Here is a 12,599-nt window from a genome sequence, read left to right on the forward strand (position 1 = left end):
TGCAATCGCAGGCTTTCAGCCCGTTGGCGGGAAGCATCGCCACCGCGATTGGAACCGCCAGTCCGCCGCTGCCGAGGGACCGCACGGTCGACGTCGGATCATCTGCCTAGGCTGCCTTGAAGCCGCGTAAAGCCCGGAGGGCCTGCCGTCCCGCGGCGCGTCCGCTCAGATAGGCGCCGTGGGCGGTGGAGTAGGATTCCGCCGAGCAGGCCTCGCCCGCGAAGAACAGGCGGTCCTCCACCGGGCTGGCAAGGTCCGACCGGGCTGCGGCGGCGCCGGGTACGGCATAGGAATAGGACCCGCGGGCCAGTGGATCGGCGCCCCAGAACCAATGCGCCCGCTGGACAAGGCGGCTGACGATATCCTGGCCCAATAGCCCGCGCAGCTCATTCAGGGCGAAGGACGCCATGGCGGCCGACCCCTGCCGTTCCAACTCCGCGGCAAGATTGCCGCCGAAGAAACATTCGACCAGAGGCCGTCCGCTTGGGCGGATCTGGTAGTTTCCCGTATCCGCCCGCTGGATCGAGCCGAGAAGATGGTGATCTGCGGGCAGGTCGTCGGCTGGACCGCGGATGGCGAAATACAGCTTGTCGGCAAGACCCAACGGCAGGGCGGCGGCGGCGTCCCGCTTGCCGGGCAGTGCCGGCAGGAACTGCAGCTCCCCTTCGGCCAAGGCCGGCGTCGGCACGGCGACGATCGCGGCCTTGCAGGCCAGCCCGCCCTGGCCGGTCTCCACCCTGATGCGCCGGCTGCGGTGGTCGATGCGCGTGACCCTGGTGGAAAGCGCGACGGGGACCCTTCCACCATATTGAGCGATGGCATGGCCGTACCCGTGCGAGACACGCCAGTTCCGGCCGGTGTCCGCATAGCGCGCCGTATCCTCGGCCGAGATCAGGGTCGGATCGGCGCCGCTGATGTAGGAGGTCACCGCCGCCAGCAATGGATTCCAGCGGCCGCCCGGTTCCAGCGCATCGGCCACGGGCCGATCCGGCGTCTCCGCGCCGATCCGGTCCAGCCGGTCGTAGAAGCCGGCCCGGGCGGCGTTCCAGTCAGCCTGGTCGCTGCCGCCGACCTTGCCCCAGTCGGGCTCCGTCCGGTCGATACCGCACCCCATGACTTTGGCGATCCGGGTCAACGGATTGCGGTCGGCCGAGTGCAGCCAGCCGCAGCCAAGGTCGATCGGCAGTCCAGGCTCCGGCTCCACCGTCCAGGCGCGTCCGCCGACCCGGTCGCGGGCCTCCAGCACCAGTACATCCACGCCCGCCCGGGCCAGCAGGCGTCCGGCGGCCAGGCCCGCGGCACCGGCGCCGATCACGATCACGTCGCGTTCGCTCATCTACCCGCTCTGTCCTGTCAGCCGGCATATGTGCCCTCGCGCACGGCATGGCCGCTCCAACTGGATGGCTGGGCGTCGGTTCCCCGATGGTCGGGATGTCTGTTGCTGATTTGCATACATCCGGCCCCCCCTTCGGCGCAGACGAAAAGGTTCATACGACCGTCAACAGCCCGCAACGTTTCTGGGCGAAGGGTCCCCGCACTCATCCGGGCGCCGCATGGCGTCCCCAATCAGAATGCTCGGGAGCCCTCCATGGTCCGTTCGACCAGTCTCAAGGTCGCTTTGATGTTCAGCGCCGCTGTTGTTGCCCTGCCTTCCGCGGAAGCGCGCGCTCAGCAGCTTGAGGAGATCATCGTCACGGCGCAGAAGCGCGAGCAGGCGGCCGCCGATGTGCCGATCGCCCTCAGCGCCTATTCGGGCGAGTTCCTGGAGACCCTGGGCCTGCGCGAGCTGGATGAGGTGTCGGAGTTCGTGCCGGGCCTTCAGGTCCAGTTGCAGAGCCCGAACAATCCGGGTCTGGTCGTCCGCGGCATCACGTCGGACAGCGGCGCGGCCAACCAGGAGGCGCGGGTCTCCGTCTTTATCGATGGCGTGCCGGCCAGCCGCGCCCGTGGAGCCATCTCGGAGCTGTTCGATATCGAGCGGGTCGAGGTGCTGAAGGGGCCGCAGGGCACGCTGTTCGGCCGCGGCGCGCAGATCGGCGCAGTCAGCATCGTTACCCGCAAGCCCTCCGTTGATCAGGTCGAGGGTGGTGTTCGCATCGGGATCGGCAATTACGAAGCCCGCGAGTTCGAAGCGGCGTTCAACGCTCCGGTCACGGACAACAGCGCAATCCGCATCGCTGCGGTCCATCGTGAGCGCAACGGCTATATCGACAATATCCTGGGCGACGAGGCTCTGAACGGCGTGCAGGTCGACGCCGTGCGCGGCTCCTTCCTTCTGACGTCGGGCGACCGGTTCGACCTGACGGCCACCGTGAACTATCAGGAGGACGACTATACCGGCACCTCCTTCAAGTCCCGGCTCGTCCCTCCGCCCATCGCCGGCGGCAGCACCAGCCCGTACGAGGCGGCCGCGCTGACGCGCGGCGACAATCTTGGTGTCGACCGCGAACTCTTCAACGCCACGCTTCAGGCTGAGTACGAAGTATCGGACAGCATCTCCCTGACCTCCATCACCGGGTATCGTGAATTCGATGCCTATGAGGAATTCGATGCGGACGGAACCTTCGGCTATCTGCTGGAATTCGGCGAAGATGCCCATGGCGAGCAGTGGAGCCAGGAACTGCGCGCCAACTTCGATGCGGGCGGCAGCTTCCAGGGCTTCGTGGGCGGCAGCTTCTTCCATGAGAAGGGCTACCAGCGGGTTCCCTTCTCCTCGGATGAGCGGCTGTTCTCCGGCCTGTTCCTGGAGCAGATCCGGCCGACCCTGGCGCCGGGCATCGAGCAGATTCGCGCAGGGCTGAACGCCAATCCCGCCGCCGCCCCGCTTGCCGGACTTCTGCCCGCCTTCCCGGCCTTCCAGAACCCGTTCGCCCCGACGACCCCTGCCAACAGCCTGGCCTTCTTCAACCAGCTCAAGACCTTCCTGGCAGCCGCCCGTGGGGCTGGCGCCGCAGCCTTCCTGCCGGCCAGCTTCACGGGTCTGGTGGATAATCTGCCGACGACTCTGCAGCCGCTGGCCTTCGGCGAATTCACGAATTTCGGCGAGACGACGGCCTGGGAGGCCTTTGCCGACGGCACCTGGCACCTGACGCCCGAACTGTCTTTGACCGCAGGCGTCCGCTACACCTATGAGGAGATGGAGACCACATACGAGCAGGGCGTGGCGCAGCCGGGACTGCTGGCCATCGCGTTCCCGCCGCTCGCGGGCAATTCGCTCTCCGAGGATTTCCATTCCTGGGTCGGGCGCGCGGTCGCCAGCTATCAGCCCACCGACAGCAGCCTCTTCTATGCCAGCGTTTCCAAGGGACGCCGTCCTGCGGTGGTCGAGGTGACGGCCAGCGCCGCCACGACCGGCGTGCTGGATGCGGAGACGGTGTGGAGCTATGAGGCGGGCGGCAAGATCTCGACGCTCGGCGACATGCTGCAGCTTGAAGGCGCGGTGTTCTATTACGACTACGATAATTTCCAGACCTCCGTCGCCAACCCGGAGGGCACCAACCCGCCCTTCATCAATGTCGATGCCGGCAAGGCGTCTGCGCTCGGCTTCGAGGGGTCATTCGTCGCCAGCCCGACCGAGTGGCTCGACCTGTTCGGCAACTACGCCTACATCGACGCGGAGTTCGACGACACGGACAGCGACGGCAATCCGCAGGAGCGGGCCGGAAATACCTTCCGCCTGACACCGAAGCATTCTTTCGCCCTCGGCATCCGTGGGTCGGTGCAGATCGCCGACGGGCTGAACGCCTTCGTCACCCCGACCTATAATTGGCGGTCGCGGGTCTATTTCGACGACAACAATACGCCGGGGATTGAGCAGGGGGCGTATGGCCTGCTGAACCTTCGCCTCGGCATCGAAGCGCCGGACGGCAACTGGTCGGTCACGGCCTTCGCCAGCAACCTGCTCGACAAGGAATACCTGATCGACGCGGGCAACACCGGCGAGTCCTTCGGCTTCCCGACCTATGTGGCCGGCGCTCCCCGCTTCTATGGTCTGGAAGCCAGCATCCGCTTCTGATCGGCCAATCCTGCATTCCCTATCCCGGCGGCCACGGTGCGCAGGCGCTGTGGCCGCCGGGTTGGATCGCTTTTTCCAAAGCCGGTCCAGCCCGGCAATGCCCGTCCTCAGGAAACCAGTTCATGACGAACCCTTGCTCCACGGCCGGGCTGACCCGGCGGTCCCTGATCCAGCGGATGGTCGCCACGGGCGGGCTGACGCTGATTACGGCCGGTGCGGCCGGTATTCCCGGCATCGGACCGGCGCTGGCGGCCGGCAATGGCTTTCGCTTCCCGCAGGGCCTTGCCTCCGCCGATCCGACGCCGGACGGCGTCATACTGTGGACCCGCGTGCAGGCTGCGGACGGGGCGACGCCCGCCTCCGTGCCTCTGACTCTCCAAATAGCGGAGACGCCGGATTTCGGCCGCGTGGTGGTGGACCGGACGGTGGAGGCGCTGGCCGCCCATGACCATACCGTCCGTGCCCTGGTGACGGGACTCCAGCCCGACCGCGTCTACCATTACCGGTTCCTGGCCCAGGATGGCAGCCGGCCGGAATTCACCGGCCGCACCCGCACCGCCCCGCTGCCGGAGGCGGACCGGCCGGTACGGCTGGCCTTCGTCTCCTGCCAGAGCTTCGAGGACGGCTACTACGGCGCATACCGTGCCATCATCAATGAGGACAGGACGAAGGGCATCGACTTCGTCCTGCATCTCGGCGACCAGATTTATGAGACCGTAGGCTATGGACAGGTCCGGAATGCCAGTCCGCTGCCCAGCGGAGGACGCCCGATCCGGGAGGCCGCGGACGGCAAGGGGCCGGTCCAGGCCGATGGGCTGGAGGATTTCCGGCATCTCTATCGCACCTTCCTGTCGGATCCGGACTACCGGGAAGCGCGGGCGCTGTTCCCCTTCGTTTCCATCTGGGATGATCACGAGTTCTCCAACGACAACTGGCAGACCGTGACGACCTACACGCTCGCCGGCCGGTCGGCCGCCGCGTTGAAGGCAGCGGCGAACCAAGCCTGGTTCGAATATATCCCGGCCCGCCTGGATGCGGATTTCCAGCCGGCCACAGTGGGCGACGGTCTGGCCGCCACGGCTCCCACACGGGAGGACGGGCTGGCCGACGATCCGGACAATCTGGCGGCACTCGGCACCCTTGGCATCTACCGCGCTTTGCGCTGGGGCCGGAATGTGGAGCTGGTGCTGACCGATACCCGCAGCTACCGCTCCGACCATGCCGTTCCGGACGAGTTGGCGATGATGGTCGCCAACACGGCCACGTACTTTCTGCCCAAGCCGCTGGTCCAGCTCATGGATGCGGGGCGGACGGCGAATGGCGGAAATCCGCCGGCGACGATCCCGGTCGGGGATCGGCAGGTGCCGAACCCGCGCAAGGATTCCCCGCCGGGCACGCTGCTGGGACCGCAGCAGAAAAATTGGGTGAAGGAGCGGCTGAAGCGCTCCGACGCCACCTGGAAGCTGTGGGCCAATTCCGTCCCGCTCATGCCGATGCGGATCGACATGCATGCCATCGACGAAAAGGCCACGGATGTCGTGCTGACTGCCGACGCCTGGGACGGCTTCATGGCGGAGCGGAATGAGCTGCTGGGCTTCCTGAAGCGGGAAGGGGTCACGAACGTGGTCAGCCTGTCCGGCGACCATCACCAGAGCTTCGCCGGCATGCTGTACGACGATTACGACGCGCCGCAGCCGATATCGGTGGGGGTGGAGTTCAGTGTCGCCGGTATCTCCAGCAATCCGGTATTCCAGAGCGCCGCCAGACTCATGAAGCCGGACAATCCCGTCCGCCCCCTGGTCGTGTTCGACGGCGCCGCGCTGGGCCGGCCGGCCGGCACGATGGTGGAGAATATGAATCTCACCTTCCTGTGGGGAACCAGGGCCGCCATGACGGCGGCAAAGACCGGGGACGTCGCGGCGGCGCAGGCGGCACGGAATCCGCGGCAGAATCCCCACCTGCGCTATTGCGACACCAACTGCAACGGCTTCGGCCTGCTCACCGCGGATCGGTCGGGGGTGGAGGTGGAGATGGTGGCGACTGCGCCGGCACGTCAGGATCATGGGCGGGACGGAGCGCCGGTGCTGCGCACGGCCCGCTTCCTGGTTCCCTTACAGGAACCGGGAAAGCAGGTCGTGATGGATGAGCCCGTCGTGAGCGGCGAAAAGCCCTTTCCCCTGGCCTGATCCCGGTGCTGCCGCAGCGCGTCCGCCCCGGCGCGCTACGGCAATCCGGCTCCGCGGGAAGAAGATGGGGCGGACGAGCGGTTGACGTCGTCCCGCCGCCATATAAGCTCTCTGCAAGGCCAGCCCCGATGCGGGGCGGCTGGCGCACCGGGGAGACTGGCAATGGAATTCCACGCGATCAAGCGGATGCTGGCCTGCGGACTGGTGGCGGGAACCGCCTTCGCATCGAGTGCGGCCGCCCACCATGGCTGGGACTGGGCGGAAGCCGACCAGATGGAGCTGACCGGAACGATCCAGGAAGTCTATATCGGCCAGCCACACCCGAGCCTCCGGGTGGAAACCGAGGAGGACGGCATCTGGACCGTGGAACTCGCCAATCCCCGTCAGACGGAAAATGCCGGATTCGTGGAGGGATCGGCCGAAGCCGGGGACAAGGTCGTCGCCCTTGGCAACCGGTCCCAGAACCCGGATGAAAAGCGGATGAAGGCCGTCCGCATCACCATCGACGGCCGGAACTTCGACCTCTATCCGAACCGCATCCAGAGCCGCTGACGGTTCCCTTGATGGAGCTGCTGCAGGCGCTTTCGGAATGGCCGGTCGCCGCCGCCCTGCGCCGGTCGAACGTGGCCTATCCGCTGGTGAATGCAGCCCATATCTTCAGCTTCGGGCTTCTGATCGGCGCGATCGTGACACTCGATCTGCGGCTGCTGGGTTTTTTCAAGGGCCATGCCGTCGGCGCGCTCGGCCCGCCGCTGTCCCGCATCGCGGCGGTCGGGCTGGCGCTGGCCGTCGTCACGGGCTTCCTGCTGTTCTCGGTCCGGCCAGCGGCCTATGTCCAGAACCCGGCCTTTCTCGCCAAGGTCGGGCTGGTCGGCCTCGGGACGGCAAACGCCATGCTCCTCCGCCTCAACCCCTACTGGCACCGTGCGCTTGCCGGCGGCGACGTCCATGGCTTGGTGAAGCTTTCAGCCGCGCTCTCGCTCGCCATCTGGGCCGGCGCCATCGTCGCCGGCCGCTGGATCGGGTTCCTGCAATAGTCGAAGGAACCCGGATCACGCTGCCAGCCGCCTACTCGGCGGACTGGTCCAGGAGCGGGGAAATGCCAACGGGTTTGCTTCCACCCCTGGGCAGCCGGCCACAGGCGATCATGCCGATGCCGGTCAGGACAAGCAGAGCGTCCATCGTGATCATGGCGGGCATTGGCGCGTCCAGCGTTGCAAGGTGCCACAGGGCCGTCAGGCACAGCAGCCCGCCAAGCGCCGCGCGCAGCCAACGGGCAGAGGCGGCGGCATTGCCGATTGCGGCGGAACAGCCGATCATCATGGCCAGCCCGCCCCAGAACAGGGCCGTCATCTGCGCCTCCGGCCCTGCCAGGGCGCGGTAATCATAGGTCAGGACCAGCAGTGCCGGCGCTCCCCAAAGGGTCGCAACCCAGGCCGCCTCCAGCCGGGGGGAGGCGCGCCCGCGCTGCCGGCGCTTGATCAGCCAGATCCAGACGCCGGTGCCCGTCATCACCATCAGCGCCAGTCCGAAGACCATATAGGCCAGCTTCACCGGCAGGCCGCCGAAGCTGCCGAAATGCAGCTTGTAGACCGAGGCGGCCAGCTGCTGACCAAGCGTACCGTCGGCAAGTCCGGTCGTCCCCTGGAAATGGCCATCGCTATCGAAGGTATAGTATTCCCCGAAGATCAGCCGGCGCGGATGATCGGCCAGGATTTGGAGATACTGCCCCGCTGTCGCCGGCTCATGCAGGATCACATAGGTCGGACGCACTTCGGGATGCGCCGCCGCCATGTGCCGCAACGCGGCTTCGATGTTCGCTAGGGGGGCGGCACGCTCATTATGGGCGGGTTCGGCGCCGAAGACCGGCGCGAAAACCGCTTCCATGTCGCCATTGTAGTAGATGCTGGCCATTGCGAAGGCCAGGACGGTGGCAAGACCGATCAGGGCGCCGGTTATGGCGCTCGCAAGGCTGAATGGCAGCGTCCAGACGCCAAGCCGGTTGTGCCAGTCGGCGAAGGCAAGCTGGCGCTGGCCGCGGGCGCGCAGGCGGAAGGCGTCGCGGAAGATGCGGGGATGGGCCAACACCCCGCCGACGACCAATGCCGCCAGCATCACGCCCAATGCGCCGACCACGGTCAGTCCCAGCGTCGATGGCAGGTGAAGATAATAGTGCAGGCCGATCAGGAACTCGGTCCAGGCATGGGCCTCCGGTCCGGCGACATTGCCGTCCGCGTCGATATAGACGGCTTGGTTGTCGGTCGTGATGACGGTACGGGGAAGGGCATCCGTCGGCAGGTGGACATAGAAATGCTCGGTCAGCGGCTTGCCATTCTCGCTGGCCAGCACCTGCCTGGCGGCGCGCTGGACCGCGGCCGGATCGATTGCCTCCATCTCCGCGATGTTCGGCTGTTCCCAGCGCTGCCACTCCTCATGCACGACGATCATCGTGCCGCTGAGGGCGAGAAGATAGATCAGTCCGCCGGCCAGCAGGCCGACCGCCGCATGCCCGGACAGGGCCCGACGGACCAGATCGGCGGATGGAAATGCAGCCATCGTTCCCTCCCTCAGATAGCCAGCCAGAGCGCCGCACCGGCGATGAACCCGGTGCCGAGAAGCGGCTTCAGCATCGCAGCCGGCCGCGTCTGCAGGAGAAGCAGGACCGCCAGTGTGGCCCAGGCGACAGGAAGGGCCAGCAGCCCGAGCGTCGTGCTGTCCGCTTCCAGCCAGCCTGCTGCCCGCGTCAAGGCTTGTAGAGCCAGGGCGACAAGGCCCGCCGCCATGCCGGCTCCCGGCACAGTGATCAGGAATACGGCGAAACGCCGGGCCAGACCCTTGGCCCCTTCGGGGCGCAGCAGGATTGTTGGCGCGGCCTCGCGGATCGGACGTTCCTTCGCCGGCCGCGAGGTTGCGGCGGCCCGCGCCAGGATCAGGAACGCTGTCACCATTGCTGCGATGAACCCGACGGCGATGCCCCAGGCCCCATCCGCTGCGGCCAGAAGAATAAGGCCTGCCAGGAGGGCAAGACATCCGGTCCAGGTCCGGACGCCGTCCCAGCCTCTCGCCCATGCCAGGCGGAGAAGGGCGATGCCCGCGACGATGATCGCAATGCCGAGTGCCGTTTCCATGATGCCGCCCATTCTGTCAGAGCCGGTAGGAGAGGGTGGCGATCACGGAGCGGCGTTCGCCGGGATAGCAGTCGCCGCGCGCAAGGCATGTGGTGAAGTAGTCCTCGTCGGTGACGTTCCTGGCGTTCACCGATAGATCCCAGCTTCCGAATCCATAGCCGATGACGATGTCGCCCACTGTATAGGCATCGGTCACATAGGTGATCACTTCGCTGGTCAGGGCGGAGATGCCGGAGCTTTCGCTCTTGCCGATGTGGCGGACACCGGCGCCGAGGCGGAACCCTGCGAGCGGCCCCTCGCTGAAGCTGTAGATTCCGAACAGCGATGCCTGGTGCTTCGGGATGCTCGACAGGGGGAGGCCGTTCGGGTCTTCACTATCGAGCAGACTATAATTGGCGTCGATGCGGAAACCGCCGATCGTCCCGTTCGCTTCCACCTCGATCCCGCGGATCTTTGCGGTGCCTTCCTGCTGGCTGTCCGCGCCGGCGACGGCCTGCGGGTTCGGCAGGTTCGACTGCTCGATATCAAAGCCGGCAACGGTGACGAAGGCCGGCACGCCCAGCACCTGCCACTTCACCCCTGCTTCGTACTGCCGGCCCTCCTGAGGCTTCAGCCGGTTTCCCGTCAGCGTGTCGATACCGACCACGGGCTGGAAGGATTCGGCATAGCTCACATAGGGGGAAATTCCGAGGGGCAGGCGGTAAAGCGCCCCGGCGCCGAAACTCGTCGTCGTGTCGCGCTGGGTCGTGCCCCGCTGCACCCGGTTCTCAACCTCATCGAAGCGGACGCCGGCATTGACGATCAACTGACCGAAGGTGATCTGGTCGCTGATGTAATATCCGACCTGCTCGACGAAGTTCGACGGGGCATCGATCTGCAACGCCCGCATCTCGGCTTCCGTCGGGGCATTTCCATAGACCGGGTCGAAGACATTGATGGTGCCGCGGTTGAGGCTGGCAGAGTCGCTGTCGGTCGTCACATCCTGGTACTGGATGCCGGCCAACACCTCATGCTCCAGCGGCCCCGTCGTGAACATCCCGCGCAGGCGGGAGTCGAAGGCAAGCTGTTCCGACCGGTTGTCCGCCAGGTAGAAGGTGCGTCCGGCGTTGCCGTCGGCATCGATGCGCGGCACGCCGGTGCCCAGGAAAGTGGGCCAGGACTGCCAATAGTCCGCATCCGATTCGACGTAGCGCGCCACCCCTTCGAAATCCAGCCAATCGGTCAGGCGCTGCTCCGCAATCAGCATCAGCGACACCGATTCCGAATTGTAGCGGTTGAATCCGGGCTCGCCGAGATACTCCGTCGTGTCGATCCTGCGGTCGTCCGCCGTGGGCAGCAGCGTGCCCGTGACAGGATAGAACTGGTGGGCGGTATCCGTATCCTGTCGGGTATAGTTGGCAAGAAGGCTGATCGTCGTGCCGGATGCCGGCTGTATCGTGACGGCCGGCGCCACGACGATCTTTTCCTCATCCACCTCGTCGATCTGGGTGCCGGTATCCCGGTACAGCGCCACGAGCCGGGCAGTTCCGACCTCGCCCGTCCCCGGAATGTAGCCGTTCAGGTCGGTCGCGATCTCATAGCGGTCATGGGAGCCGACGCGGCCGCGGAATTCTGCAGCGGTCCCGGCGAAGGGACGCTTGGTCACCACATTGATGATGCCGCCCGGCGAGCCGGATCCGTAGAGCACGGATGCCGGCCCCTTCAGCACCTCCACCTGCTCCAGCGTATAAAGCTCAGGGCGCGGGTTGTTGTAGAAGCCGAACAGGAACTGAAGATTGTCGCGGTACTCCGGTACGTCCAGGCCGCGTACGGAGCTGAAGTCGCCACGGGTGGAGAACCCATAGGGTTCGGCGGTGACACCGGCCGTGTATCCCAGGGCATCGTCCAGAGTTTCAAAGCCTTTGTCCTGGAAGTCGAGCGCCGTCTCGATCGAGATCGACCGCGCCGTTTCGAGGATCGGCGTGTCCGACTTGGTCGCGCCGAAGCGGCGGAGCTGCCCGGTTACGATGATCTCCTCCGGCTTGTCCGGCGCCACCTGTGTGAGTGCGTCCTGCGCCCAGGCCGCGCCGACCGGAACCATCAAACTGCCCGTAACGAGTAATGCCGTAACTCGGCTCATCTCCGCCCCTCCTGATGTGCTCAGAGGCGTGATAATGCGACTCGTTCGCGTTTGCAAGCGTGCTCGCTCTGCGGCAGCGAGATTATGGTATCCTGCATCCCATGAATGCACCGGCGTGACGGCGACTGCGGCCCGGCAGCCCTCGATATAGAGCTGCGGGTTGAAGCAAGGCGTGACGTTGCTTCCCTTTGGCCGCATTCCATCCGGAACAGAACCGCACGCCGGGGCATTCCTCTAACCAGGAGCTACTCAGGCTCTGGAACGAAAGCAGGTTGGGAAAATGCCATGTCGAGCTGGAGGAGGACTGCCCGTTCGGGTCTGAAGGCCGCGGCACGACGGATCGGGCTGCTCGAACCGCCGGCCAATTACGATGTCCATCTCTATGAGACGATCAGCCGGCTGCGCCGCTGGACGGACCAGGACGTGATCTTCGACGTCGGGGCCAATGACGGCCGGACCATTCTCCGCCTTGATAAGCACCTTCCTCCTGCCCGCATCTTTGCGTTCGAGCCGGTTGCCTCCACCTTCGCCACCTTGCAGGAACGTACGTCCCATCTTTCCAACGTGCGGTACTTTCCGCTGGCGCTGGGCGCCGAGCCCGGTGAGCAGACCATGTATATCAACGAAAGCGCCGCGGTGAATTCGTTGCGCCCGGACTGGGGCTCCTGCCAGCACACGGAAACCATCCAGATGACCACGCTGGACCAGTTCGTGGAGCAGAACGGGGTGGAGCGTGTCCATCTGCTGAAGATCGATGCCGAAGGCCACGATCTGGAGGTTCTGAAGGGGGGAGCGGAAACACTGTCGCGCTCCAAGGTGGACATGATCGAGGTAGAGGCCGGCTTCTCGGCGCCCGGCCGGCCGCAGCCGTCCTTGGAAGAATTCCGCATCCTTCTGGCCGACTACGGCTATCATCTCTATGGCATCTACAACCAGTGCCGCGGGCGTCGGACCTCACGCCGTGACGGCGGGCAAGCGCCTGAAATCCTGGTTTACTGCGACGCGCTCTTCATCAATGTGCAAAGTGACCTCAACGCCTGAAGGTCAGCTGTTCCGCACCGCCGCCTGCCAACCGTCACCGGCTCGCCCCTGAAGGGGCCGGGCGCAATGCCCCGCGTCGGCAGCTTCCAACCCGGCCCGCAAAGCTTATT

Annotated in this window: 9 protein-coding genes; 5 read left to right on the forward strand and 4 right to left on the reverse strand. The window is 65.9% G+C overall.

The features are described from left to right. Positions 1 to 106: 106 nt before the first annotated feature. Positions 107 to 1,336, reverse strand: a complete 1,230-nt coding sequence (locus DOL89_RS17585) for a flavin monoamine oxidase family protein (protein WP_119680681.1) — start codon at positions 1,334 to 1,336, stop codon at positions 107 to 109. A gap of 252 nt (positions 1,337 to 1,588) precedes the next feature. Here DOL89_RS17585 and DOL89_RS17590 point away from each other — a divergent pair, with 252 nt between their 5' ends. From DOL89_RS17590 to DOL89_RS17605, 4 genes are all read left to right on the forward strand, one after another. After that, complete coding sequence (locus DOL89_RS17590; RefSeq protein WP_119680682.1) at positions 1,589 to 4,015, forward strand: TonB-dependent receptor; 2,427 nt, start codon at positions 1,589 to 1,591, stop codon at positions 4,013 to 4,015. A 122-nt stretch (positions 4,016 to 4,137) separates the two neighbouring features. Further along, positions 4,138 to 6,201 carry an alkaline phosphatase D family protein gene (locus DOL89_RS17595; RefSeq protein WP_119680683.1) on the forward strand — a complete coding sequence of 688 codons (2,064 nt, stop codon included), beginning with the start codon at positions 4,138 to 4,140 and terminating at the stop codon, positions 6,199 to 6,201. 162 nt (positions 6,202 to 6,363) lie between these two features. Next, positions 6,364 to 6,753 carry a DUF6152 family protein gene (locus DOL89_RS17600; protein WP_119680684.1) on the forward strand — a complete coding sequence of 130 codons (390 nt, stop codon included), beginning with the start codon at positions 6,364 to 6,366 and terminating at the stop codon, positions 6,751 to 6,753. 8 nt (positions 6,754 to 6,761) lie between these two features. Then, positions 6,762 to 7,238 carry a DUF2214 domain-containing protein gene (locus DOL89_RS17605; RefSeq protein WP_404813512.1) on the forward strand — a complete coding sequence of 159 codons (477 nt, stop codon included), beginning with the start codon at positions 6,762 to 6,764 and terminating at the stop codon, positions 7,236 to 7,238. 31 nt (positions 7,239 to 7,269) lie between these two features. Here the strand turns inward: DOL89_RS17605 and DOL89_RS17610 are convergent, their stop codons facing one another. From DOL89_RS17610 to DOL89_RS17620, 3 genes are read right to left on the reverse strand one after another with little or no spacing between them, the layout of a single operon-like run. Continuing rightward, positions 7,270 to 8,757: a PepSY-associated TM helix domain-containing protein gene (locus DOL89_RS17610; protein ID WP_119680686.1), complete on the reverse strand. Its 1,488-nt coding sequence runs from the start codon at positions 8,755 to 8,757 to the stop codon at positions 7,270 to 7,272. A gap of 11 nt (positions 8,758 to 8,768) precedes the next feature. Continuing rightward, entirely contained in the window at positions 8,769 to 9,329 is a 561-nt protein-coding gene (locus tag DOL89_RS17615; protein WP_162937634.1) for a hypothetical protein, read from the reverse strand. A 16-nt stretch (positions 9,330 to 9,345) separates the two neighbouring features. Then, the gene (locus DOL89_RS17620) at positions 9,346 to 11,448 is read right to left on the reverse strand and encodes a TonB-dependent siderophore receptor (RefSeq protein ID WP_119680688.1); all 2,103 of its coding nucleotides are present in this window, start codon (positions 11,446 to 11,448) and stop codon (positions 9,346 to 9,348) included. Between the two features lie 285 nt (positions 11,449 to 11,733). On the opposite strand from DOL89_RS17620, the gene DOL89_RS17625 reads away from it, so the two are divergent. Further along, positions 11,734 to 12,489, forward strand: a complete 756-nt coding sequence (locus tag DOL89_RS17625) for an FkbM family methyltransferase (protein ID WP_162937635.1) — start codon at positions 11,734 to 11,736, stop codon at positions 12,487 to 12,489. Positions 12,490 to 12,599: the final 110 nt, after the last annotated feature.

This window comes from Indioceanicola profundi (genome assembly GCF_003568845.1).
Classification (GTDB): Bacteria; Pseudomonadota; Alphaproteobacteria; order Azospirillales; family Azospirillaceae; genus Indioceanicola; species Indioceanicola profundi.

Bases quoted from the DNA above. Each gene is read 5' to 3' on its own strand.
- DOL89_RS17585 (WP_119680681.1), bottom strand. From the start codon at position 1,336: ATGAGCGAACGCGACGTGATCGTGATCGGCGCCGGTGCCGCGGGCCTG.
- DOL89_RS17590 (WP_119680682.1), top strand. From the start codon at position 1,589: ATGGTCCGTTCGACCAGTCTCAAGGTCGCTTTGATGTTCAGCGCCGCT.
- DOL89_RS17595 (WP_119680683.1), top strand. From the start codon at position 4,138: ATGACGAACCCTTGCTCCACGGCCGGGCTGACCCGGCGGTCCCTGATC.
- DOL89_RS17600 (WP_119680684.1), top strand. From the start codon at position 6,364: ATGGAATTCCACGCGATCAAGCGGATGCTGGCCTGCGGACTGGTGGCG.
- DOL89_RS17610 (WP_119680686.1), bottom strand. From the start codon at position 8,757: ATGGCTGCATTTCCATCCGCCGATCTGGTCCGTCGGGCCCTGTCCGGG.
- DOL89_RS17615 (WP_162937634.1), bottom strand. From the start codon at position 9,329: ATGGAAACGGCACTCGGCATTGCGATCATCGTCGCGGGCATCGCCCTT.
- DOL89_RS17620 (WP_119680688.1), bottom strand. From the start codon at position 11,448: ATGAGCCGAGTTACGGCATTACTCGTTACGGGCAGTTTGATGGTTCCG.
- DOL89_RS17625 (WP_162937635.1), top strand. From the start codon at position 11,734: ATGTCGAGCTGGAGGAGGACTGCCCGTTCGGGTCTGAAGGCCGCGGCA.